Raw genomic sequence first — 24531 nt, 5'->3', positions numbered from 1 at the left:
CGTCACCGCCTTCACACCCGCACGGCCGTCTCCGTCCTGGCGGCCCCGGCACAGCACTTCCCACCCGTTTCCCTAACGCGCGGAGGAGCCCCATGTCCAGCAGCACGTTCGTCGACGAGTTGGAGAGCATCATCGCGGAGCGGAAGAAGATGACCAGCCCGCTCTACCAGACCATCCTCGAAGGCAAGGCGACCCAGCGGCTGCTCCAGACCTTCGTCGTCCAGCGCTGGCCCATCAAGAGCTGGTGGACCCGGAACCTGATGGGGGTCGGCATGCGCGCCGACGACCTCGACCTGCGGCGGTCGTTCATAGAGAACGCGTACGAGGAGGAGACGGGTGGATTGACCCACTCCAAGCGGCACGTGGAGACCTTCGAGGACTTCGGACGTGCCGTGGGTGTCGACCCGGCGAGTCTGCCGGGAGCGCAGCTCTTCCCGGAGACGGTGGCGGTCATCGAGCACAACAAGAACGCGTGCAACAACACCAATGTCCACTTCACCGTCGGCGCCGCCTCCGTACTGCTGCTGATGGAGGGCCAGCCGCCGATCACCAACAACGCCGGGCACAGCATGATGGCCGTGATGCGGGACGTCTACCAACTGCCCCGGTGGGGGTACGAGTTCTTCGTCCACCACGCCTCAAGCGACTCCGACCAGGAGGGCGTCAGTGAGCTGGAGGACGAACACACCGAACCGCTGCGCGAGTTGCTGATCCGTTACTGCGACACCCCGCAGCGGCAGCGGGACGCCCGGGAGAGCCTGATCCGGGCGATCGAACTCAGGCACCAGCACTTCGACGCGATCCTGCGTGCCGGGTACGACCCCACCGAACCGGTCTTCGTGTACTCCGAGGCCGCCTGAGTGGCCGCCTATCCGCAGGTGTACTTCCGCGGCCGATGGGTCACCGCCGCCGAGGCGGCGGTGCCGATCGGCAGCCTGGCGATGCGCTACGGGCTGTCGGTCTTCGAGGGCATCCGGCTCTACGTCCCGGCCGGCGGCGGCCACGCCCGCCCTTTCGCGCTGTCGGAACACGTGGACCGCATGGCCGCCTCGCTGCGCGCCATGCGCTTTCCGGACCCCGGACTGTCCCGGCTGGCCACGGTGATCGACGAACTGGTCGAGCGGAACGACGTACGGGAGGACGCCTACACCCGCGTGGCGGCCACGCCGTTCAACGCGGGCCAGCTCGGCGACGCCGCCGTACCCGAACTCACCGTGACCGTCACGCCGATGGGCCGCAAGCGGTGGCTGGCGGAGGGCCGCGCCATGGAACTGTGCGTCAGTGACTGGCAGCGCGGTTCCGGCGCGGTCCACCCACCGGCCGCCAAGAACGTCGCCAACTACGCGGGACCCAGGCTCGCCTGGCAGGAGGCGCGGGAGGCGGGGTTCGACGGCTGTGTACTGACCAACCGTCATGGGCGTCTCGCGGAGGCGCCGACGGCCGCGCTCTTCCTGGTGCGGGACGGTGTACTCAAGACCCCGGCGCTCGATGAGGACGTGCTGCCCGGCATCACCCGCGCCTGGGTGCTGCGCACGGCCCGCGCCCGTGGCATCCCGGTCTGCGAGACGGCACTCACCCGCGCGGACGCCCATACCGCGGACGAGGCGTTCTTGTGCGGGACGGGGCTGGAGTTCGCGCCCGTGCGGTCCTTCGACCACCACGAGTGCCGCGGTCCCGGACCCGCGCCGGGACCCCTCACCCGCGAGCTGATCGCCCAGTACTTCCTGGACGTGCGCGAGCGGGCAAGGGATGCTCAGGGGCACGGCGCCCGGGCGGAGGTGGCCGGTGCCGGACCAGCCTGACGGCTTCAGCCAGCCCCGTCTGATCGACTGGGGCACCGCGCTGGAGACCGCCGCCCGCCTGGCCGCCGCCGGTCCCCGGCTGCCCCGGGCCATCGAGCGCGCCCAGGCGGCCGCGCCGGTCTTCCGCAACCGCGACTATCCCCTCTCACCGCTTCCGCTCTTCCTGCGGGAGTCCGCGGTGACCCTCGTCGGACGTCAACTGGAAGCCTACGTAAGGCTGTTGGAGAAGGTCGCCGCACTGTACCTGGCGGAGGCAGAGGTGCGTGCCTGGTACGGCCTGCCGCCGACCGCGACCGAGTTGATCGAGGCGGAGGCCGCGGGCCGGGGGCGGGACCGTGCCACCAGGATCGGTGTCTGCCGCCTGGACGGCTATCTGGAAAGGGACGGCGAACGCCTGCGGGTGCTGGAGAACAACGCGGACGCCCCGGCCGGGACGCTGTTCACGCCGCGCGTCCACACCGTCGTCCGGTACGTCCTCGACGCGGCGGCCGTTCCCGTGCCACCGCACGCCGCGGGAACCGTACCGTACGAAGCCGCGCTGCTCGACGCGGTGGGGCCGGGCCTCGCCGAAGCCCGCCGCCAACACCGCGACCTGTCGCTGGTTGTGCTCCAGCCGCGCGGTGCGGGGAACCGCGAGAGCCTGGAGATGGCCGCCGCCTTCCGGGCGTTGGGGGTCGACGCCTTCGTCGCGGACCCCCGGGAGATCACGGTCCGCGCGGGGCGCGCCCGGGTGGGCGGGCGGGCGATCGACGCCTGCTGGAACAAGGTCAACACCGTCGCGTGGCAGCGGCTGGCCCACAGCGACCCGACGCTGACGGGCCGTTGGCGGGAGGTGCTGCGCGACAGCGACCTGTTCCACCTCAACTCCTTCCTGGTCCGGTGCGTCGCCGAGAGCAAGTTGACCCTCGCCATGGTGCAAGAGCCACGGTTCGCATCGCTGTTCACCGCGCAGGAACGCGCGCTCGTCGCCGGTCTGCTGCCGTGGAGCAGACGGGTGGAGTCGGGCGGCGGGCTGCCTGAGCGGCTCTTGGAGCACCAGCACGACTACGTGTTGAAGCAGCCGTACGACATCCGTGGGGACGGTGTCACCATCGGCGGCGCGGTCAGCCGGAGCCAGTGGGCCGAGGCCGTCGGCCGGGCCGTCAAGGAGGCGGGCGTGGTGCAGCGCTATGTGGCCCCGGCCGCCTATCCGGTGCTCAGCGCGGACGTGCCTGGCGGAGAGCCGATCAAGGTGGTCGCGATGCCGGTCAGCCTCGACACCTACGTGCTGCGTGGCCAGGTCGCCTTCCTCGGCTCCAAGGCCAGCCTCCAGCCGCGCGTCAACATCTTCCAGGGCGGCCAGAAGCTCTCCGTCCATGTGGTCGCGAAGCGGCCGGGCGGTCCGGACAGTACGGGAGGGCCCCGATGAACAACGGCCGTACTCGGTCGCCGGGCACGACGATGACGATGACGGTCGACCGGATCACGCTGCGGTTGGTGACGGCCCGGCTGACCCATCCCTTCGAGAACCGCTGGCAGCGGTACCACACATGGACCAAACTCGTCGTCGAGGTGGAAGGCGCCGACCCCGACGGTGTCAGTGGGATCGGCCGCGCCGAATGCACGGCCATGGAGACCCCGTTCTACAACTACGAGACGATAGAGACGGCCTGGTATGTCATAGAACGGTTCCTGGGGCCCATGCTGCTGGCGGCGGGCAGCAGCTCTCCGGAGAACTGCATGCGGCTGTGGCGCGAGGTCAACGGCCACGAGGAGGCCAAGGGCGCGGTGGAGACCGCCCTGTGGGACCTCCAGGCGCGATTGCGCGGGCGGCCGCTGTGCGAGGAACTCGGCGGAGCCGTCAGGCCGGTGCCGGTCGGCGCGACCGCCGGAATCGAGCCGACCGTCGCGGAACTCGTCGAAAACGTGGCGCGCGGCGTCGAGGCCGGCTACCGGCGGTTCAGGCTGAAGATCCGGCCCGGCTGGGACACCGTCCCGGTACGGGAGATACGCACCGCCTTCCCGGACCTTCCGGTCATCGCCGACGCCAACGCGGCCTACGACGAGACGCACCTGGACCATCTGCTGGCTCTCGACGGGCTGGGGCTGCTGGCGCTCGAACAGCCCTTCCCGCGCCACCTGTTGCGTACCACGGCGGAGTTGCAGCGGCGGCTGGAGACCGCGATCTGCCTGGACGAACAGGTGCATTCGCTGCGGGAGACCCGGGAGGCGGCCGAGTTGGGCGCCGCTCGGATGGTCAACATCAAGACCGGTCGGGTGGGCGGCCTCGCCGAGTCGGTGCGCATCCACGACTTCTGCGCTTCGGCGGGCATCCCCACCTTCGTCGGCGGCAAGTGGGACCAGGGCATAGGCCGTTGGACCAACGTGGCCCTGGCCACCTTGCCCAACATGACCGAGGCGAGCGACGTGGGGCCCAGCGACACGTACTACGCGGACGACGGCACCGAGCCGCGACTGGCCTTCGACACCCCCGGCTGGGTCCGGCCGCTCCCCCTGCCCGGCACCGGCACCGAACCCACCGGCACACTCACCGTCGAACGCGCGGTGGAACTCACGAAGGGGGACCGACGGTGAGCCAAGACGTGCTCGACGTTTTCCGCGCGCACGGCACCAGCGCGGTCAGCGACGCACTGGACCTGCTGGACCGGGGCGAGACGGGACTACCCGGCCTGCGGCGGATCTCCGGCGAGGGGGTGGTCGCGGGCCCGGTCTTCACCGTCCGGTACGAGACGGTCGCGCCGGGGAACCCGGGGCCCGCCGGTGAGTTCATCGACGATGTGCCACCCGGCGCCGTCGTGGTGGTGGCGAACGACGGCCGCACCGACCGTACCGTGTGGGGAGACCTGCTCACCTTGACCGCGGTGCGCGGCCAGGTGGCCGGGACGGTCATCGACGGTGTCTGCCGGGATGTGGCCGCCATCCGGGAAAGCGGCTATCCGCTGTGGAGCGGCGGCTCGTACATGAAGTCGGGCAAGCACCGGGTGCGGCTGACCGCGGTCCAACGGTCGGTGCGGGTGTGCGGTGTGCGGATCGCCCCGGGTGATGTCCTGGTCGGCGACGACGCGGGCTGTCTGGTCGTTCCCGCGCAGGTGCTGGACCGTACCGCCGAACAGGTGCGGCGCGTCGCCGCCGCGGAGCAGGCGATCCGGGCGGACATCGCCGCCGGGCTGCCGCTCGGCACGGCTCGCGAACGGCACGGCTACAACGCGCTCGGGCTGGTGCGACGGTGACCGCCCGCGGCTGTGCCGGACCGTCGGCGCGCGTGGTGCGGGCGGCCGTTGGCGGGCTCGTGCACGAGTCCAGCACCTTCATGGTCGAATACCTGGGAACGGCCGAACTGTCGGCGTTCTCCTGCCACCAAGGGCCGGATCTGCTCACCGAGTTCGGTGGGACGGCCACCGTGACCGGCGGCTACCTGGCCGCCTGTGCGGCGGTCGGCGCACAGGTGCGTCCGGCGTTCCACGCCCGCGCCGAGCCCGGCCCCGCCATCTCGGGTGACGCTCATCTCGCCTTGGAACAAAGGTTGTCGGGTGCGCTGTGCGAGGCGGGCGACTGCGAGGTGGTCCTGCTCGACCTGCACGGCGCGGGCGTGATCGCGCCGGACCGCTCCCTGGACGTGGCCGTGCTGCGCCGGGTACGGCAGCTGCTGCCCGACGCGGTGATCGCCGTCACCATGGACCTGCACGCAAACGTCCCCGACGAACTGCTCGACCTGGCCGACGTGGTGACCGGTTTCCACGAGTATCCGCACACGGACGCCGCCGACCGCGCCCGCCTCGCGGGCGAACTGGCGGTCGCCGCCGCGCGGGGCACGATCCGGCCGGTGATCCGGCAGCGCAGGCTGCCCATGCTGCTGCCGCCCTCGCCCACCGTCGCCGGGTCGCCCGCACGTGAACTGCGCGATCTGGTCCGGGAGATCGAGGAACGTCCCGGGGTCCTGGCCTGCGCCGCCTTCCACGGCTTCCCGTACGCCGACACCGAACAGGCCGCCACCAGCGTCGTGACGGTCACCGACGGCGACCCGGGGCTCGCCCAGCGGTGCTGCGACGAAGCCGCCGCGTGGCTGGACGGCCAGCGGGAGCGCTTCCGCCCCACCTTGCTGGCACCCGTTGAGGCGGTGCGCCTGGCGCTCGCCTCCGAGGAACCCACGGTCGTCGTCGGCGACGGCAGCGACAATCCCGGCTGCGGCGCGACGGGCGACAACACCCATCTGCTGCGCGCCCTGTTGGAGGCGCCCGTTGCGACCTGCTTCGCGACCCTGTGGGACCCCGAGACGGTCGCGACGGCGGTGGCGGCGGGCGTCGGCAACACGCTCGACGTGCGGCTCGGCGGTCGGCACGGCTGGGCCAGCGGCCCACCCGTCGAGGCGGTGGGCACGGTCCGGGCTGTCACGGACGGGGTGATCACGCAGACCGCGATGCGGCGGGGCAAACGGGCGGACTTCGGCCCGAGCGTCCGGATCACCGTGGGGCGTTGCGAGGTGATCGTGGCCTCGCAACGCCGCCAGGTACTCGACCCGGAGATCCTGTTGCTGCACGGCGTGGTCCCACGGCGGTACCGGATCGTCGCCGTGAAGTCGGTCAACCACTTCAGGGCCGGGTTCGCGCAGGTGTCCGGGCACATGGTGGTCGCGGACGCGCCGGGGCCGACGGCCAGGGGCATCGAGCAGATCCCCCGCTCCGGTCCGACACGCGCGCTGTGGCCGATGGCCGCCCCACACGTCGTGTCCGGCGGGCAGCAGAGCTGAAGGAGTGGCATGGACGTCATGCAGACCGTACTGACCCGCCGGAGCGTCACCCGGCTGGCTGCCCCGGGCCCGGACGACGACACCCTGCTGGAACTGCTCCAGGTCGCATCGACCGCCCCCGACCACGGGCGGCTGCGCCCCTGGCGGCTGGTGACGGTCAGGGGTACCGCCCGGGACCGGCTGGGGGCGGCGCTCGCCCGCGGCACGGACGATCCGGTACGGGCCGAACAGGCACGCACCAAGCCGCTGCGCGCCCCGTTGCTGATCTCCATCGTGCTGTGCCCACGACTGCCCCACCCCAAGGTCCCGGAGTGGGAGCAACTGGCCGCGACCGTCTCCATGGTCCACACGCTGCATCTGCTGCTGCACAGCCGTGGCTGGGGCGCGATCTGGCGCACCGGGAACGCGGTCGACTCTCCTGCAGTGCGCGAATGTCTCGGTCTGGACCCCGGGGAGCGGCTGCTCGGTTGGCTGTACGTTGGTACGCCTGACGGTCCGGCGGCGGCACCGCCCCGGGCGCCGTTCGACGTACGGGAGAAGCTGAGCATGCTGGAGCCCCATGCCTGACGCCGACGCCTACTTCGAGCCCGTCGACACCGCGGACGGCGGCGCGTACCGCCCGACGACGCACACCCAGGGGCCGTGGGACCCCGGGCTGCAGCACTTCGGGCCGCCGGGGGCGCTGCTCGCCCGCGAGCTGGAGCGGTGCGCGGGCACGGATCTGTCCTTGGCCCGGATCTCGTACGACATCCTCGGCCCCGTGCCGCTGCGACCGCTGACGGTCCGGGCGTGGGTCGAGCGTCCGGGTCGGCGGGTGCGGCTGGTGCGTGGCGAACTGCGCGCCGCCGAGCGGACGTTGGTGTACGCGTCGGCGTGGTGCGTGCTTGAGGCGCCCGATGACGTGCCCGCCGACGGCATGGTGGAGAAGCCGCCCGCGCCGAGGGCGGACGGACCGGCGACGGTGCCGGGCGCCCCGGCCCACTGGCGGTGCGGCTTCCTGGAGTCGGTCGAGTGGTCCTTCGTCCATGGCGGCTACGGCGGGCTGGGACCCGCCGCAGTGTGGCTGCGGCCGAGGTTGCCCCTGCTGCCCGACGAGCCGATGTCACCGTTCCAGCGGACCGTGCTGTCCGCCGACTCCGCCAACGGTGTCAGCGCCGTACTGGACATCCGGCAATGGGGCTTCGTTCCACCGGAGTTGACCGTCCACCTGCTGCGTCCCCCGGTCGGCGAGTGGCTGTGTCTGGACGCGGAGACCAGCCTCGGTCCCGGTCGGGCCGGGCTGGCCACCGCCACCCTCTACGACGAGGACGGGCCGGTCGCCCGCTCCGCGCAGAGCCTGTTGGTCCACCGACGCTGAACCGCGGGCGCCTAGCGGGCGGTTGACCGTACGCGCTTGGCGAGCCGCGCCGGGGTCGACGCCTCGAACAGGTCCCGCGCCGACAGGGGCACGCCCAGTTGCTCGGAGAGCGCCGCCATCGTCGCCGTCGCCAGCAGCGAGTGGCCGCCCAGGGCCGAGAACTCGTCGTGCGCGCCCACTCCGCTGATCCCCAGGATCCGCTCCCACTCGGCGGCGATGGTGCGCTCCAACTCGTCGCGCGGCGCCTCGTAGGGGGCGTCGAGAAGCGGCCGGCCGTTGGGTACGACGACCGCGGCCAGCGCGGCCCGGTCGATCTTCCCGCCCGGTGTCAGGGGGAGCGAGGGCCGCGTCAGGAACACCGAGGGGATCATCGGATCCGGCAGACGCGTGGCCAGGAAGCCGCGCAACTCCTCCACGGACAACGGCCGTTCCGGCGCGTTGAGCACGATGTGCGCGATCAGCCTGCGGTCGCCGCCGGATTCGTGTTCCCGCGCTTCGACCACGGCGTCCCGCACCTGGGGGTGGAGCGTGAGCGCCGCCTCGATCTCACCGGTCTCGATCCGGAACCCGCGCACCTTGACCTGGTGGTCCAGGCGTCCCAGGAACTCGACGGCCCCGTCCGGCAGGTGCCGTACCCGGTCCCCGGTGCGGTACATGCGCGCGTCGGGTTCGTCCGCGAACGGGTCGGCCACGAACCGCTCGGCGCTGAGTTCGGGCCGGTTCCAGTAGCCGGGGCCGACGCCCGCTCCGCCGATGTAGAGCTCGCCCGGGGCGCCGGGAGGCACCGGTTCGCCGTACTCGTCGAGCACGTACATCCGCTGCCCGGGCAGCGGCCGTCCCCAGGGCACGCTCGTACGCCGGGCGTCGGCCACGGTCACCGGGTGGGCGGTGGTGGTGAAGGAGACCTCGGTCATACCGGCGAAGTTGAACGCGCGGCAGCCCGGCGCCAGGTCCGCCAGCAGTTCGGGCACCTCGGCGGGGAACCGGTCGCCGCCCAGTGCCACGGTCCGCAGCCGCGGCGGCAGCCCGCGGCCGGTCGCGTACGCCTCGTCGAGCGCGCCGCGGAAGAGCGCGGGGGTGGAACTCCAGACGGTGAGGTCCGCGCGGTGCGCCAGGTCGAGCAGCCGGGCCGGTTCCGTCGCCTCGTGTTGCTCCGGTATGACCAGGCAGCCGCCGGACAACAAGGTGGCCAGGATGTCGAAGGCGGACATGTCGAAGTTGAGCGAGGAAGCCTGCAGCAGGCGCGTCGCCGTGTCCAGCCGCAGTCGGCTCACCAGCGACCTCATGGTGTTCAGCACGCCCCGGTGGGTGTTCGCCGCGCCCTTCGGCAGACCGGTGGAGCCGGAGGTGTAGATGACGTAGCAGAGTGAGTCGGGGGTCACCGAGGTGTGCGGCGCGGTGGCGGCGGTCTGCGTCGAATCCAGCCGCAGAAGGGCCACCCGCCGCTCGTCGAGCAGTTCGGCCGAGGAGCGGTCCGTGAGGATCACGGGCACAGCGCTGTCCTCGACCATGAACGCCAGCCGTTCCGCCGGGTACGCGGGATCCAGGGGCACATAGGCGGCGCCCGCCGTCATGACGGCCACGACTGCCACCACCATGTCGACCGACCGCTGGGCGCAGATGCCCACGGTCCGACCGGGCCCGGCACCGTGCTCCGCCAGCGACCGGGCGAGACCGTTGGCTCGCCGCTCCAACTGACCGTACGTCAGAACCGTTTCGCCACAGCGGGCCGCCGGGGCGTCCGGGGTGAGGCGCGCCTGCTGGCGGATCAGTTCGTGCAGGCACTGGTCGGGCTGCGCGCTGGTCTCGGTACGGTTCCACTCCACGGTCACCAGCCGCCGTTCGGCCGCGGTGAGGATGGGAAGCCGGGAGGCCGGGGTGTCCGGGCAGTCAGCGGCCGCCGCCAGCACCAGCCGGTAGCGCGACGCGAGCCGCTCGGCGGTCACCCGGTCGAACACCTCGGGCGCGTACTCAAGCTGGCCGCCCCAGCCGCCGCCGGGCCGCGGCTCCAGCACGAACCGCAGCTCGTGCGCCGATACGACGCGCGGCAGCCGCAGCGGCGTCAACGGCAGGCCGCCGACCGCCCGAGGCGGCAGCAGGGCGCGGTCACGCACGGTCAGGGCCACGGCGGTGTACAACTCCTCGGGCGCTGGGCCGTGTTCGGCCTCGGCGAACCGTGTGTCGCGCACCCGCTCCAGCAGCGTGCGGAAGGACGGGCCGTCCGCGAGGCTGGCCAGGCTCACCGACCGGTCACCGGCCCCGGCGGTCAAAGTGACGGCCGTCTCCGCGTCCGCGCCCATCCGGCTCAGCAGTACGTGCACCCCGGCGAGCATGACCGTGGCGGTGTCGGCTCCGCACTCGTCGGCCAACTCGCTCAGCCGAGGGGCGAGTTCCTCCGCGATGGTCAGCGATACGGTCGCGCAGTCACCGCAGAGCGCGGGCGGGCGCGGCCGATCGGTGGGGAGCGAGAACGGCGGCAGACAGCCGGCCAGATCCTTCCAGTGCTCAGCCGCGCCGTCCGAGGCCGCCGGTGTCCCGTCGCCGTCCGACGCGGCGGACACCGGGGGTTCGTCCGGGGCGCAGGCGTCAACCAGGAAGCGGGTGAATCCCGGCTCGTCAAGCACGTCGCGTCGCGCGGCCGCCGCCAGCACGGCACCGTCCGGAACGAGCAGCAGGCGGGCGCGCAGCGCCGGGCCCTGCGCGCTCCAGGGGGCCAGCACCAGCTCGCCGAGGACCTCCCGTGTCGCCTCCTCCCGTTCGCTGGCCGGCACATGGCGCAGGTCCAGGACGGTCAGGCCGGGTCCGGTCTCGAAGCGCAGCGCGGGCAGCAACTCGGCGGTGCGGTGCAACCCGGCGCGCAGCGCCGGGACATCCACCTGGCCGCTGATCGTCCCTGCCGCGGCGACGCACCGCGCGGGACCGCCCAACGGCAGCTGATCGGACGGCGGTCCGGAAAGGGGTGCGGAGTCGGTACCCGCCATCAGGGTTCGTCCCTTCTTCCGCCGTCGGCGGCGGAGTCCGCTGCTAGCGCCACGCCGCACCCCGCCCGGCGGCGGTCGGCGTGAGGTCGCTCATGAGCCGTGCGATGTGGTGCGCTTCACGTCCTCGGAAGAAGAAGTGGCCGCCGGGCACGCGATGCAGCCGGAAGTCCGCCGGGTTCTCCCGGCGCCACAGGGCCAGCCCGGCCGGTGTCGTCCCGGTGTCCCCGGTGCCCGCGTAGGCCCGTACGGGGCACGCCAGCGGTGGCGCGGGGGTGTACTGGTAGGCCGAGAGGACGGCGATGTCCGCGCGCACCGCGGGCAGTACCGTCGCCATCAGCCGGGGATCGTCAAGGGTTTCGGCGTCCAGGCCGCCGAGGTTCCGTAGCAGCGTGGACAGTTGGGCGTCGGTCAGGTCGGGCCATGTCTCCTCGTCCGTGCCGCGTACCGCTGGGGCGTTGCGCGCTGACACCAGCAGCGCGACCGGTGGCGTTCCGCCGTCCCGCAGCGCCCTCGCGGTCTCCAGCGCCGCGATCGCGCCCATGCTGTGCCCGTAGACCGCCACCGGTTTGGGCGGCAGGAGCGAGAGCGCGTCGAGCACCGGGTCCACGATCTGCCGGAACGAGGTGGGGTACGGCTCGCCGTACCGGGTGCCGCGTCCGGGGGGCTCGACGGCGGCGAGTTCGACGTACGGCGGCAGCGGGCCGGTCCACGGCTGGTACAGCGCGGCGGCGGCTCCGGCGGGCGGCAGGCACAGCAGCCGTAGCCGTGCCTCGGGTCGGGGCCGCCACACGCGCAGCCAGCCGCCCGGCGCCGCCCGGTAGCTACCCACCAACGGCGGCCGGTGCGCCGGCCAGTGCCTGGGCGAGCGTCTCGATCTCCGGTTCCGGCGCGATGTAGTCGGCGTCCAGTCCCTTGACCACCAGTTGGGTGGCGCTCTTGGTGAACCGGATGATCTCGTCCATGGTCATGCCCTGGGAGATCAGATAGGGGATGCACCAGATGCTCAGTCCGTACAGCGGCATCAGGGCCGGGCCCCGGACCCGCCGGACGAAGGCGTCCTTCCAGTCGGCCGCCTCCTGCCAGCTCATGGTCGAGTGCCGCCACGAGTAGCCGCTGCCCTCGATGCCGTACTTCTGCCGCTGCTGCTCGATGGGCGCGAGCACGTCGTGGTAGTAGAGCTGGACGTTGTAGAAGGTGGGTTGGGTGCGGTTGAGGAAGTCGATGGTGTTGTTGACGCTCTCCTCGTTCTCGCCGGGGAAGCCGAGCACGATGGAGGCGAGGGTGACGATGCCGCGTCTGGTGAGTTCCCTGATGCCGTACTCGTACCTGTCCGTCCTGGCGAACTTGGTCATGTTCTTGAGGATCCGCTGATCCCCTGACTCGATGCCGAGGAACACCCCCATGCATCCCGCCTCGGCCATCAGGTCGAAGGCCTCGTCGTCCGCGTTGGAGCAGCGGAAGAAGGACACCCAACGCAGGTCGAACCGGTTCTCGATCATCATCCGGCAGATCTTCTTGAACCTGGGCAGCGGTACGTTGAAGGTGTCGTCCACGAAGATGAGGTTGCGCACTCCCTTCTCGCACAGGTAACGCAACTCGTTCTCTATGGTGGACAGGTCGCTCAACGTCAACGGACCGGCCATCGCCGGGTAGTTGCAGAAGGCGCAGCCGAACGAGCAACTGCGCGAGGTGCGCATGTAGGTGGTCGGCGCGAAGTAGTCGGGCTCGAAGTACGACCAGTCGACCGCGTTCTCGTTCAGGTCGTTGTTCTCGACCATCGGCAGTGTCCGCACCATCGGGCCTCGCGGGTCCCGCGGGGAGCGGTAGATCAGGTTCGGGGTACCACTTAAGTCACCGCCCTTGTCGCGCAGTGCGCCCAGCACCCCGGCGAGCGAGTCCTCCCCCTGTGCGCTGTCGATGTAGATGTCGGCGCCCAGCGCCTTCAACAGGACGTCCTGAACCTGCGGCGGCTGCCCGGCACAGAGGTTGTGCACCCGGGGGCCGCCGACGATGACGGGGACTTCGGGATTGTGCTCGCGGACGAACCGGATGATCTGGCGAATCGGTTCGTCATCGACGTAGTACGTGGTGGTGATCGCCACCGCCCGTGGTGTGCCCGCCAGCATAGCGGCCAGATCGCCCTTGCCGGTGTTGAAGAAGTTGACGACACCCACGTCGAATCCCCGGCGGCGCAGGAAGCTGGTCAGATACGCCACGCCGAGGCTCGGCATCTCGAACGCGGTCAGCCGGGACGGCTGTCCCGTCATGTGCTCCCGCACCACGTTGAGCAGGTCCATGTAGGTCATACGGCGGTCGCCGAGCAGCACCGAGTTCGTCAACAACTCGCGGTAGGCGCCGGAGTTCTGCTCGAAGACCTTCTGGGCCCGCGCGAAGTCGGCGAAGTCTATTTCGTTGAAGCCGATGAGTATGCAGTCCGGACTGTTCACCTGGGTCACGTGGGTCTCCTGGAGCCAGCGGTGTCCTGGTGGTACGGAGGAGGCACGCTCGTCGGCGGGAGGACTCATCCCGCCGACGAAGGCGGCGTGCGGTGTGTCATGGGTGCAGCGTCGCGCCCTTCACGACCTTGTCGACGATCTTGCGGTCGCCACGCATGGCCAGCCCGACGAGATTGAGCTTCTCCGTGGGCACGGCACGTACCGCCGCGCGGTTGTCCTCGTCGTTGTTGGTGACGAAGAGTTCCTCCGTGTAGACGGCGACGGGCAGTTCGCGACGCAGCGCACGTTCGTGGATGAGGCGCAGTTTCTCGGCGTCGGCGGCGAACACCAGCACCGGCTGGCGGAACATCGGCAGGTACGTGGTGTCAGAACCGTCCTGATAGGGCTCTCCGACCACGTTCTCCACGGTGGCGGCGATACCGCTGACCGTGAAAGCGGTGACGTTCAGCTTCTGCCATACCTGCAGGTCGTCTCGCAGGACCACGGCGATCTTCGTGTCCCAGACCACGGGAGTCCGCGAGCTCTCGCCGGTCATTTATGGTGCCTCCTCAAACCTTGCACAGTGCTTGACCCGATTCTTCCGCCACGTACTCAGTCGTTACTTGTACGTTCTTGCCCTTCTCGTGGGGCAGCCGACGCGTCCGAGGCATAGGCGGCGAGTCGACGCGCGGCCGTCGTCAACAACCCGGGTTCCTTGCAGAACGCCAGGCGCACCAGGTGGCGTCCGGCCGCCTTGTCGTCGTACAGCGCGACACTGGGTATGGCGGCCACCCCCGCGTCCCGGATCAGGGCGCGGCAGAGCGTCTCGCCATCGTCGTGGCCGAACGAGCGGGCGTCCATCTGCACGAAGTAGGTGGCGTCGCACGGGTACGTGGTGATGCCCACGGCCCGCAGCTCGGCGACCAACAGATCGCGGCGCCGGGCGAGTTCGGCGCGCAACTCGTCGACCCACGGCATGCACCGGGTCAGGCCGTGGGCCACGGCGGCCTGGAAAGGGGTGCCGGTGCCGAAGGTCAGATACTGTTTGACGGTGCGCACCGTGGTCACCAACCGGGCCGGGCCACAGGCCCAACCGACCTTCCAGCCGGTACAGCTGAAGGTCTTCCCGGCCGAGGAGATGGTGAGCGTGCGCTCGCGCATCCCCGGCAGGGTGGCCAGCGACCGGTGCCGCAGACCGTCGTACACGAGGTGCTCGTAGACCTCGTCGGTGACGGCGACCAGGTCGTGCGCCATGCACACCTCGGCGATCAGGGCCAGCTCCGACTCGTCGAAGACCTTGCCGGTCGGATTGTGCGGGGTGTTGAGCAGCACCAGCCTGGTGCGCGGGGTGACGGCCCGGCGAAACGCCTCGGGGTCGAACGTGAAGCGGGTCCCGTCGAACTCCAACAGCACCGGGACCCGGCGCACTTGGGCCATGGCCAGGCAGGCGCTGTAGGAGTCGTAGAGCGGGTCGAAGACGATCACCTCGTCTCCCGGGTCACACAGGCCGATCAGCGCCGCGGCGATCGCCTCGGTCGCCCCGGCGGTGACCACCACCTCGGTTCGCGGGTCGTAGGTGAGCCGCTGGTCGGCGGTGCGGCGGGCGGCGATCGCCTCGCGCAGTTCGGGCAGTCCGGTGGCCGGCGGGTACTGGTTGAGCCCGCGTCCGATGGCGTCGGCCGCGGCGGCGAGTAGTTCCGGCGGACCGTCGCTGTCGGGGAAGCCCTGACCGAGGTTGGCAGCACCAGCCTGTTGGGCCAGTGCGGTCATCTCGCTGAAGATGGTCGGCCCCGCGAAGTCGTGGAGTCTCTCGGCGATCAACGGCTGGGTCACGGTGCCTCCGTTGGCATCAGGATGTGGTGGACTCCCGGGCGGGGCTGGGCTCTAGGGGGTCGGCCCCGGCGGCGACGTTCGCCCGCCGCCATCGGGGCAGCAGCCGCCCGGTCACCGCGAGAAGCGCTCCCACCACCATCAAGGCGGCGCCGACCGCCTGCATCCAGGTGAGCTTCTCGTGCAGGAACAGGACGCTTCCCAGGCCGCCGAAGACAGGCGAGAGGAACATCATCACCGAGGCGGTGGTCGGTCCCACGGCATGGACACCGCGGTAGTAGAAGACGTACGCGATCGCCGTCGGGCCCACCGCCAGGTAGGCCACAACGAGCCAGAAGTCGCCCGACAGCCTGGACCAGTCGACGGAGTGCAGCGCGGGGGCGGCAACGGCCGCGAGCGCGATCGATCCGCAGATCGTCGCCAACGCGGTGGCCTTCAGCGGATCCCCCTTGAGGATCCGCTTGGCGACGAGCGTGTAGGCGGACCAGCTCACCGCCGCGGCCAGGTAGACCAGGTCACCGAGGAGCCGCTTGCCGTCCGCGAGACTGCCCACGCCGAGCAGGAAGACCACGGAGCCGCCGATGCCCACCGCGAGCCCGGCGATCCGGGCACCGGAAGTGCGTTCGCGTAGCAGCAGCACCGAGATGGCGGTGGTGATGACCGGGGCGAAGACCGGCACGATGATGCTGCCGTCGATCGAGGGTGCCAACGAAAGGCCCCAGAAGAAGAGGGTGTTGTACCCGAACACCCCCAACATGCCAGCCACGGCGGTCCGTCCCAGATCGGCCAGGCTCACCGTGAGCCGACGCCCGCTGGCCAGCAGCCATGCCACGATGACCAGGCCGCCGAAGCCGAACCGCAGCAGCGCGGCGATCTGGTGTGGAACACTGTCGACTACGGCCTTCGAGGCCGGGAAGGCGCTGCCCCACAACGCCACGGTGAGGGTGAGCATCGCGTACACGGAGGCGCCGCCGGATAACTGGTCCGCCCCCCGCCCCGGCGCCTGGCTCGGCGCGTTCTGCCGCACGTTCGGTCCTACCTCTCGTCCCCGTTGTGTATCTTTTCGTACTCATGTAGCTCCCGGTCGTCCACCCGGCGAAGACCGTCGTGGACCACCCGCCCGCCGATCTCGACCTGGTCCCGGTCCACCGGGCGGGCCTGGATCACCGAGCCCTGCCCGTGCCGGACGGTCAACGGGCGGCCCAACCGCGCGGCGAGCAGCAACGAGGCGGAGCCACACGCCTCGTCCTCCACCACCCCGTAGTCGGCGGCGAAGACGCGCGCTCTGACCACCCCCGCCGAGTGGTCAAGCCAAGCCCAGCACTGGGTGCGCCGCCAGCGGGCCGACGTGGACCCACCGGTGAGCGGGGGCGGCAGCAGGGCGTCCACCTCAGCGGGGTCCGCCAGCCGCTCGTGGTCCCAGGGCGGGGCGTCCGCGACCGACCCGCGGATCCAGGTCGTACCGTCCTCGGCCCGGGTCGGCACCGGTTCGTGCAGCAGCAGCGGGAGCAGTGCGTCCGGCTGCCGTCCGGTCACGTCGGCGAGCAGGGCACTGACACCCACCAACGGATGGCCGGCGAAGGGCAGTTCGCTGGCCGGCGTGAACAACTGGAGGCTCGCGGTGGTGGCGTCGTCGACGAAGACGGTCTCGCTGTAGCCGAGTCGGGTCGCCAGCCGCTGCCGCGCGGTCGGGGGCCAGCTCGCGGCATTCAGCACCACCCCCAGCGGGTTTCCGAACCGCTGCCGCGCGTCGGTGAAGACACGTAGGACGTGCACGTCCACCATGGAGTCCTCCGCAGCTGCGCGACGGTACGGGAACGACCGTTTGGACAGCGATGCTAGGCGTGACCGTAACCGGCGGGATGTGAAAGCGGCCACCCGTCTCGCCGTACGCCCCGCTGGAATTGACGTGGTGTCAATCCCGTATAGCGTTTGAAGACGCGGTTGAAATGGGCCTGGTCGCAGAAGCCGACCTCGTGTGCGACGCACGCCCCCCGCGCTCCCTCGGCCAGCAACTTCCTGGCTCGGCCGACGCGCAGCATGTTCTGGTAGGCGTGCGGGGGCATTCCGACCTCCGCGCTGAACAGCCGGGTCAGACGGTACGGGCTGAGGCAGGCGGTCGCCGCGAGGTCGAGCAGCGAGACCTTCTCGGCGAGTCGGGACTCCAGATAGGCCCGCGCGGCCGACACGGCCCGGTGCTCCGAACCGGTGGCCGTCGCGCACGGCCGCAGCCCTGGTTCCGCATACCGAGCCCGCAGTATCTCGCCGACCTGCATGAGCAGATGCTCCTGCAGCATCCGGCCGTCGTCGGTGTCGCCGTGCGGGGAAGGGCCTGGCCCGCCCCCGTCACGGGACGCGGTGGCCAGTGCCCTGTGCACCCTGTCCAGCCCCGCTGCCAGCGCGGGGTCACGCACCACCGTCTCCCGGAACGCCGGAGGGGTCCGTCGCCGTGTCGGCCAGCTGTCCGGGTCGTGGAACTGCGCCAACGCCTCGATCCCCAGGTAGAGCACGCGGTAGCGGTAGCCTTCCGGATGGGCCAGCCAACCCGTGTGCACCTCATCGGGGTTGAGCAGGAAAACGTCGCCCGCCGACGCGGTGTGGACCTCGCCCCGGTAGAGGAAGGAGGCGGCTCCGCGGTCCATCAGCGCGACGGTCGCCGTCTCATGCGCATGGCGCGGGTATTCGTGGTGCCGGAAATGAGCGTGCAGGACTTCCACCCCGCGGACTGCCGGCCTCCAGAAGGTTGCTAAGTCCTTGGGTTCACCCATGGGCCGAGTCTATCGACGGCGCGTCGGCCCCACGGCTCCCGCAGGTGGCTCCAGAGTCGGCGTCGCCGCCAACTTGGCCGGAAAGGGCCGTACCCCGCAAGCAGCGCACCCTTTGACGACCCGAACGTCACATTCACCGCCGAACGCGCCCGCCCACGCCCGCGTCGTCGCCGAAGCCGCCAGCCACCGCATCGGCCACCCAGCAGACGAGATCGAGTACGCCTTGCTCTCGCGGCCGCGGTTGTTCCGGGCTCGGACGAGGGCGCTGTCGGCGAAGTCGACCGCGTCCACCATGTAGCCGAGGGACGCCAGGTAGGCGGCCAGTGCTCCAGTACCGCAGCCCACGTCGAGCGCCCGGCCACCGCCGTCGGGGACGGGCGTGTGCTCGCCGAGCAAGGCGGCTCTCGTTCGCCAAGCTGCCGGAACCCCTCCCCTGATCGACGGAGACGAACGCCTCGACCGGTCCTGGTGGGTGAGTAGCTTCTGCCAGGGCTACTGCGCTGCAGTCCGCCTTCGACGAGTCCGTCGGTGCCCTGCCGCCGCATCACGCACCGCGCGAGCCCCTCGCGGAAGTCGTCTGGGAGTGCACCGCACGGCATGGTCGTGCTGGAACAGGGCGGCCGCATCCCGCACGGCGGCCGGGAGGAGCGGCTCGACATCCTCGTCAACCACCTCATCGGTGAGTCAGCCGACCCGGCCGCATCCGACGGCGTGAACGGTGGGTCGTAGCCGACCGGTTGGGGCAGGAGTTCTGAATTTGGCCCGCATTCGCCTCACGTTCGCCTGGCCGGTGGTTGGCGAAAACCACGCCCACCCCCGTCGGGCGCGAAGTGCTCAGCGCCCTCCTGCCTTCAAGCAGTGAAGTGATGACGGCTCAACACCTTTCTGACGTTTCACATCTTGACGTCCAGGGGCGGCAGGTGGATTGTCTGCTGGGTGTGTGCTCTGCCGTCGCGCGGAGAAGCCCCGACAGGTCGGTCCCCTTCAGGGAGGACAGCTTGAGACACCACCCGCCAAGCGCCGGTCCCCGGTTCCGGCGCACCCCCCGTTCACGCCTCGTCGGCGTGTTGTTGGCCGCGGCGGCCCTGGTCGCCAGTGCCGTGCCAACCGCGTTGGCCCGCACCCCCGACGAGCCCTCAGAAACACCGCCGCCCGCGACCGTCGGCGGCCGTACCCTGCCGTACCTCAACCCCCATCTCCCGGTGGAGCGGCGGGTCAGCGACCTTCTCAGCAGGATGACGCTGACCGAGAAGGTCGGTCAGATGACCCAGGCCGAGCGCGGCGCCGTCGACTCGGACCCGTCCCAGATCACCAGCCTCGGCCTCGGCTCGCTGCTCTCCGGCGGCGGCTCGACGCCCACGCCCAACACACCGCAGGCGTGGGCCGACATGATCGACGGTTACCAGTCGCACGCGCTGGCCACCCGGCTGCACATCCCGCTGCTGTACGGCATCGACTCGGTGCACGGCGACAACAACCTGGTCGGCGCCACCATCTTCCCGCACAACATCGCGATGGGCGCTACCCGCGATCCGGCGCTGGTGCGCGACGAGGAACACATCACGGCCACCGAGACCCGGGCGACCGGACCGCAGTGGGTCTTCGCGGCCTGCCTGTGCGTCACCCGGGACAAGCGCTGGGGCAGGACCTACGAGAGCTTCGGCGAGGACCCCCAGTTGGTCGCGCGGATGGAAACCGCGATCGACGGATTCCAGGGCACCAACCCCCAGGACCTCGCCCGCCCCGACCACGTGCTGGCCACCGCCAAGCACTACGCGGGCGACGGTGACACCACCTACGGCACGTCAACCACCAACAGCTACACGCTCGACCAGGGCGTGACGATCACCGATCACCAGCACTTCGACCGCATCGACCTGGCACCGTACGTTCCGGCGGTGCGCCGGCACCATGTCGGCAGCATCATGCCGTCATACTCCAGCGTTCAGTGGACCGACGGCGGCGATGGCAAACCCGTCCGGATGAGTGCCAACAAGGAGCTGCTGACCGACGTCCTCAAGGAGAAGATCGGGTTCCAGGGGTTCCTGATCAGCGACTGGGAGGCGATCCACGAACTGCCCGGTGACTACCCCACCGAGGTGCGCACCGCGGTCAACGCCGGGCTGGACATGTTCATGGAGCCCTACGAGGCATCGCAGTTCGAGTCGACCCTCATCTCCGAGGTACAGGCCGGACGGGTACCTGTGTCGCGCATCGACGACGCGGTACGCCGGATCCTGCGGGCCAAGTTCGAGCTGGGACTGTTCGAGCACCCCTACACCGACCGCCGCAACATCCCCACCATCGGCTCACCCGCCCACCGCGCGGTGGCGCGCCGTGCCGTGGCCGAATCGCAGGTCCTGCTGAAGAACGCCCAGGGCGCACTGCCGCTCAAGCCGTCCCAGCGGATCTACGTCGCGGGCGTGAACGCCGACAACATCGGCAACCAGGCCGGCGGTTGGACGGTCACCTGGCAGGGGCAGTCGGGCAACACCATCCCCGGCACCACCATCCTCCAGGGCATCGAGCAGGACGCCTCCCACGTGACGTACAGCGCGGACGCCTCGGCGCCGACCAGCGGATACGACGTCGGCGTGGTGGTGGTCGGTGAGACGCCGTACGCGGAGGGCATCGGCGATGTCGGCAACAACGGGCACACCCTGAACCTCTCCAGCGCCGACCGGGCGAACATCGACAGGGTCTGCGGGGCGATCAGCCGATGCGTTGTGCTCGATGTCGCGGGGCGGCCGCAGATCGTCACCGACGAGCTGCCGAAGATGGACGCGTTCGTGATGTCGTGGCTGCCCGGCAGCGAAGGCGAAGGCGTCGCCGATGTGCTGTTCGGCAAGCGGCCGTTCACCGGAAAACTACCGGTGACCTGGCCGCGCACCGAGGGACAGGAGCCGATCAACATCGGTGACCGGCACTACGACCCGCTGTTCCCGTACGGCTACGGCATCACCACATCCCACCACGGACGCTAGACACGGGCTGACGGCTGCGCCCCCAATCCCCTGCCGACAAAGCGGAGTCGGCATGGGGTCGGGGCGCAGCCGGTTGGCTCGGACATGGCGTCACCGTGGGCCGCGAACCGCTCGGTGGCTTCCTGGTCGGCCGCAAAGCCTCCCGGATCCGTGTCGTGATCGCCGGGCGACGCACCCCCACGGAACGGTTCACTCATGACGCGAGTGTGCCCGGCGACCACGGCGCGCCGCATCCGATCAGGCCGCTGGCTCGGGCCGCGCAGCGGCGGCGCTGAAGCACCCCGTCCTCCGGATCCAGCCGGACCTGACGCGCGCCACTCGTGCCGCCCCTTCAGGGCCCAGGCTGCCCGCGTTTTCGCGGAACGGCTACCGCGCACATGTCAGCGCTCGTACCATCATCGCCTCGTCCCGCACACGCATCGCTCTCGTCAGGAAGTGACCCTCTCGCATGCGTCGTAAGTTAAGTGCCCTCGTGGCCGTCCTGGCGGCCGCCATCTGCTCCTCATGCACCGTCAGCTCGGCCGCACCGGCATCCGGAGGGCACCCGGTGATGGGCACCACCGACCAGGTCACCAGCCTGGACCCAGCTGACGCGTACGACCGGGGGTCATGGGATGTCTTCAACAACGTGTTCCAGACCCTCATGACCGTCCCCGCGGGGGCTGATCAGCCGGTACCCGACGCCGCCCAGTCGTGCGGCTTCACCGACGCCAACGACACCACCTACCGGTGCACCCTCCGCGACAACCTGCGCTTCTCCAACGGCGACCCCCTCACGGGCGAGGACGTCGCCTACAGCCTCGCCCGAACAAAGGCCATCAACTCCAGCCGCGGCCCGGCAAGCCTGCTCAGCGTCCTGAGCGCGACCCAGGTAGCCGGCCGACAGATCACCTTCCACCTGGTGGCGCCCGACGCCACATGGCCCCTGAAGCTGGCCACCGGAGCGGCATCCATCGTGGACCACCGCGTCTACCCCGAGGACAGACCGCTCCGCGGCAACCGGCTGGTCGGATCCGGCCCCTACCAGGTCCAGTCCTACACGCCCGGCCGCCAGCTCGACCTGGCCCCCAATCCGCGGTACTCCGGAGCCGCCCACCGAGTCAACAGCGGCGCCACCATCCGCTACTACGCCACGGCCCAGCAGTTGGCCACGGCGCTCAAGAAGCAGGACATCGACTTCGTGCCGGGCGGTCTGCCCCCGAAGGACGAGGCCGCATACGACTCGACCACCGGTGAGTTCCACACCATCAAATCGAGCAGCCCCGAGGCCCACTACCTGGTCTTCGACACCACTCACGCGCCGTTCAACAACCCGGAGGCCCGGCTCGCCGTCGCCTGGGCCCTCGACCGGGAATCGCTGGCACGAGATGTCTACGCACGCACCGTGGTCCCGCTGTACTCGCTCATTCCGCAGGGCATCAGCGGCCATACCACGCCGTACTTCGACCGGTACGGGGCCACCCCGGACCCCACCAAGGCAAAGGCCGCCCTTGCCGCGGCGCACATTCCGCAACCGGTCCACTTCACCTTGACCGTCTCGTCCGGCAGCGCCGCGGACCTCGAAGCCTCCGTCCTCAAGCAACAACTGGAGGCGACCGGAGCGTTCAACGTCGCTGTGCGGCACGTCGGTTGGACCGAGTTCCAACAGGGATGGGCGGCCCACCGCTACGATGCCTTCACGGTGGGGTGGTTCCCGGACTACCGCGACGCCGACAACTTCATCGCACCCCTCATCGGCCACGACGGCGTCTTCCACACCGGATACGACAACCACGCGGTGGACGACATCATCTCCCGGACCAGGGCCATGCCTTCCCGGGCCGCCGCAGGCAGCCTGGTCGCCAAGGCCCAGGACACCGAGGCCACCGACATCCCGGTCCTCCCGCTGTGGCAGGGACAGGCCTACACCGTCGCCCGTGCGAACATCACCGGACTGTCCATGTCGAACTCCGACACAGGAGTCACCAACTTCGCACCCATCGGCGTGGGCTCGGCTGGCTGAATCCGGCTTGCGCACTGGCCTGGGGACCGGCGCTGGCCGGATTGGTCGCCATCGCTGCGCGGCGGGCCCGCCGCTCAGCAGCGGCGGCGGACCCGCGCGGCATCGGCAGGTGCGGTCTCGGCCCGCATGCCGTAGCACGGCGATTCGGCTGCGGTTGTCATCGCAGCCGGATCGCCTTCGGCCTGGCGGCCTTCCGCGACACCTCGGGCAACTGCGCCAACTGCCGGTTGGCATCGGGTAGTTGTCGGAAGTGGAGCAGCTCTGCTGGAGGCGGGGCTCCGCCCCGACCTGGGGGTGGGGACGTCCGTCGGTGCCATCAACGGCGAGGTGGGCGCCGCCGACCCGACGTGTTCCGCGGTGGATCGATTGGCCGACCTGTGGTCGGAACTCGGCCACGCCGGTGTCTTCACCGGCTCGCTGCTGGAGCGGCTCGGCACCGCGGTGCGTGGCAGATCTTCCCGCCTGTCCGATGAAACCCCAGTTCAGGCGGGCACCTGGTCCTGCGTCAGGTGGCGCAACACTCCAGCAACACCGCTTTCCCTACCAGATAGGTATGGTCCGAAACGTGTCACCCGCCGACCGCATCCGAGACCACGCCGGCCAGGGCGCGACCACCGTCGCCGCCCACCGTGCGCGGCGACGGCTGCGTGCGGACCGGGCCCGCCAGCTCGCCGACCTGCTCCGCCACCAGCTCCTGGCCGGGGGGTTCCCGGACGGCGCGCTTCCGCACGAGACGACCCTCGCCACCGACTACAGCGCCTCCCGCAACACTGTTCGCCAAGCCCTCGACCTCCTGCGCGCCGAGGGCCTGGTCGAACGCCTCCCCGGCGTCGGGACGGTCGTCGTGGCCCAGAAGTACCCCCACGGACTCGACCGCCTGATGGGCCTCGCGGAAACCCTGCGCGAACACGGCCATGTCACCAACGAGGTCCGCACCGTGGGCCCCGTTCCCGCCCCGTCCCCGGTGGCCGACCGCCTGCACGTCCCACCCGGCACCGATGTCCTTTACATCGAACGTCTGCGCCGGCTCAACGGCCTGCCCCTGTCCCTCGACCTCACGTACATCCCGCTCGACATCGGCACCGCCCTGCTCGGCGAGGACCTGGAGAACACGGACATCTTCCGGCTCCTGGAGACACTCACCGGCCAGCATCTCGGTCACGCCGAGATCAGCCTCGAGGCGGTTAACGCGGACGCCCACTCCGCCGCCGTACTGCAGGCACCGCGCGGTGCGGCAGTCCTGATGCTGGAACGTCTCACGTACCTCGCCGACGGGCGTCCCGTCGACCTGGAATTCATCCGCTTCCGCGGCGACCGCATCTCGATGAGCGGTCTGCTGCACCGGTCCCTGTAAACACCCCGCTCGCGCACATTCCTGGAGACAGCCATGCCCTTGGCGCCCCAGCGGGCCGACGTGCCCGTGACCATCGACGAGTCGAAGTGCATCGACGGCTGCACGCTCTGCGTGGACATGTGCCCGCTGGACTCCCTCGCTATCGACGACAGCAGCGGCAAGGCGTACATGCACGTCGACGAGTGCTGGTACTGCGGCCCGTGCGCGGCCCGCTGTCCCACCGGAGCCGTGACGGTGAACATGCCCTACCTGCTCCGGTGAAAGGCCGAAC

At 70.4% G+C, this 24531-nt stretch carries 22 protein-coding genes and 1 pseudogene; 14 read left to right on the top strand and 9 right to left on the bottom strand.

The features are described 5' to 3' along the window. Positions 1-92 precede the first annotated feature (92 nt). The 8 genes from NON19_RS25450 to NON19_RS25415 are packed head-to-tail and all read left to right on the top strand — an operon-like array spanning position 93 to position 7906. Complete coding sequence (locus NON19_RS25450; RefSeq protein ID WP_255931402.1) at positions 93-860, top strand: iron-containing redox enzyme family protein; 768 nt, start codon at positions 93-95, stop codon at positions 858-860. Beyond that, entirely contained in the window at positions 861-1802 is a 942-nt protein-coding gene (locus tag NON19_RS25445; protein ID WP_255931401.1) for an aminotransferase class IV, read from the top strand. Beyond that, entirely contained in the window at positions 1786-3210 is a 1425-nt protein-coding gene (locus NON19_RS25440; RefSeq protein WP_255931400.1) for a hypothetical protein, read from the top strand. Before NON19_RS25445 ends, NON19_RS25440 begins: the two co-directional genes overlap by 17 nt. Next, a complete protein-coding gene (gene menC / locus NON19_RS25435; RefSeq protein ID WP_255931399.1) occupies positions 3207-4376 on the top strand; it encodes an o-succinylbenzoate synthase in 1170 nt (389 codons plus the stop codon). The genes NON19_RS25440 and menC overlap by 4 nt, the downstream gene beginning before the upstream one ends. After that, on the top strand, positions 4373-5032 hold the full coding sequence (locus NON19_RS25430; protein WP_255931398.1) for an RraA family protein: 660 nt from the start codon (positions 4373-4375) through the stop codon (positions 5030-5032). Before menC ends, NON19_RS25430 begins: the two co-directional genes overlap by 4 nt. After that, entirely contained in the window at positions 5029-6549 is a 1521-nt protein-coding gene (locus tag NON19_RS33515) for a M81 family metallopeptidase (protein WP_255931397.1), read from the top strand. The genes NON19_RS25430 and NON19_RS33515 overlap by 4 nt, the downstream gene beginning before the upstream one ends. Before the next feature lie 9 nt (positions 6550-6558). Next, complete coding sequence (locus NON19_RS25420; protein ID WP_255931396.1) at positions 6559-7116, top strand: nitroreductase family protein; 558 nt, start codon at positions 6559-6561, stop codon at positions 7114-7116. Beyond that, positions 7109-7906 carry a thioesterase family protein gene (locus NON19_RS25415; protein ID WP_255931395.1) on the top strand — a complete coding sequence of 266 codons (798 nt, stop codon included), beginning with the start codon at positions 7109-7111 and terminating at the stop codon, positions 7904-7906. Before NON19_RS25420 ends, NON19_RS25415 begins: the two co-directional genes overlap by 8 nt. 11 nt (positions 7907-7917) lie before the next feature. Here the strand turns inward: NON19_RS25415 and NON19_RS25410 are convergent, their stop codons facing one another. From NON19_RS25410 to NON19_RS33510, 9 genes are all read right to left on the bottom strand, one after another. Next, positions 7918-10887 (bottom strand): non-ribosomal peptide synthetase, encoded by a 2970-nt coding sequence (locus NON19_RS25410; protein ID WP_255931394.1) that lies wholly within the window; start codon positions 10885-10887, stop codon positions 7918-7920. A 43-nt stretch (positions 10888-10930) separates the two neighbouring features. Continuing rightward, positions 10931-11716, bottom strand: a complete 786-nt coding sequence (locus NON19_RS25405) for a thioesterase II family protein (protein ID WP_255931410.1) — start codon at positions 11714-11716, stop codon at positions 10931-10933. Next, a complete protein-coding gene (locus NON19_RS25400; RefSeq protein WP_255931393.1) occupies positions 11709-13343 on the bottom strand; it encodes a B12-binding domain-containing radical SAM protein in 1635 nt (544 codons plus the stop codon). Before NON19_RS25400 ends, NON19_RS25405 begins: the two co-directional genes overlap by 8 nt. A 97-nt stretch (positions 13344-13440) precedes the next feature. Next, positions 13441-13878: a DUF2000 domain-containing protein gene (locus tag NON19_RS25395; protein ID WP_255931392.1), complete on the bottom strand. Its 438-nt coding sequence runs from the start codon at positions 13876-13878 to the stop codon at positions 13441-13443. A gap of 56 nt (positions 13879-13934) precedes the next feature. Further along, positions 13935-15155, bottom strand: a complete 1221-nt coding sequence (locus NON19_RS25390; RefSeq protein WP_255931391.1) for a pyridoxal phosphate-dependent aminotransferase — start codon at positions 15153-15155, stop codon at positions 13935-13937. Positions 15156-15171: 16 nt separating this feature from the next. Further along, complete coding sequence (locus NON19_RS25385) at positions 15172-16179, bottom strand: DMT family transporter (RefSeq protein WP_255931390.1); 1008 nt, start codon at positions 16177-16179, stop codon at positions 15172-15174. 8 nt (positions 16180-16187) lie between these two features. Continuing rightward, on the bottom strand, positions 16188-16937 hold the full coding sequence (locus NON19_RS25380) for a PhzF family phenazine biosynthesis protein (RefSeq protein ID WP_255931389.1): 750 nt from the start codon (positions 16935-16937) through the stop codon (positions 16188-16190). Between the two features lie 53 nt (positions 16938-16990). Further along, entirely contained in the window at positions 16991-17920 is a 930-nt protein-coding gene (locus NON19_RS25375) for an AraC family transcriptional regulator (protein ID WP_255931388.1), read from the bottom strand. Positions 17921-17929: 9 nt separating this feature from the next. Further along, a complete protein-coding gene (locus NON19_RS33510; protein ID WP_308213732.1) occupies positions 17930-18316 on the bottom strand; it encodes a class I SAM-dependent methyltransferase in 387 nt (128 codons plus the stop codon). 201 nt (positions 18317-18517) lie between these two features. Between NON19_RS33510 and NON19_RS25365 the strand changes: the two genes are divergently transcribed. From NON19_RS25365 to NON19_RS25340, 6 genes and pseudogenes are all read left to right on the top strand, one after another. Continuing rightward, on the top strand, positions 18518-18649 hold the full coding sequence (locus NON19_RS25365; RefSeq protein ID WP_255931387.1) for a hypothetical protein: 132 nt from the start codon (positions 18518-18520) through the stop codon (positions 18647-18649). A 311-nt stretch (positions 18650-18960) separates the two neighbouring features. After that, positions 18961-20886: pseudogene (locus NON19_RS25360) on the top strand (glycoside hydrolase family 3 protein); the annotation flags it as partial. A gap of 113 nt (positions 20887-20999) precedes the next feature. Continuing rightward, complete coding sequence (locus tag NON19_RS25355) at positions 21000-21179, top strand: hypothetical protein (RefSeq protein ID WP_255931385.1); 180 nt, start codon at positions 21000-21002, stop codon at positions 21177-21179. 173 nt (positions 21180-21352) lie between these two features. Further along, complete coding sequence (locus NON19_RS25350) at positions 21353-22906, top strand: ABC transporter substrate-binding protein (protein WP_255931384.1); 1554 nt, start codon at positions 21353-21355, stop codon at positions 22904-22906. A 553-nt stretch (positions 22907-23459) separates the two neighbouring features. Beyond that, positions 23460-24260, top strand: coding sequence for a GntR family transcriptional regulator (locus NON19_RS25345; RefSeq protein ID WP_303654316.1), 801 nt, complete (start codon positions 23460-23462; stop codon positions 24258-24260). A 33-nt stretch (positions 24261-24293) separates the two neighbouring features. Next, entirely contained in the window at positions 24294-24521 is a 228-nt protein-coding gene (locus NON19_RS25340; protein ID WP_016437651.1) for a 4Fe-4S dicluster domain-containing protein, read from the top strand. Positions 24522-24531 lie beyond the last annotated feature (10 nt).

It is taken from the genome of Streptantibioticus rubrisoli, from assembly GCF_024436055.1.
GTDB classification, from domain to species: Bacteria; Actinomycetota; Actinomycetes; order Streptomycetales; family Streptomycetaceae; genus Streptantibioticus_A; species Streptantibioticus_A rubrisoli.
This window is presented reverse-complemented; position numbering and strand designations above follow the sequence as displayed.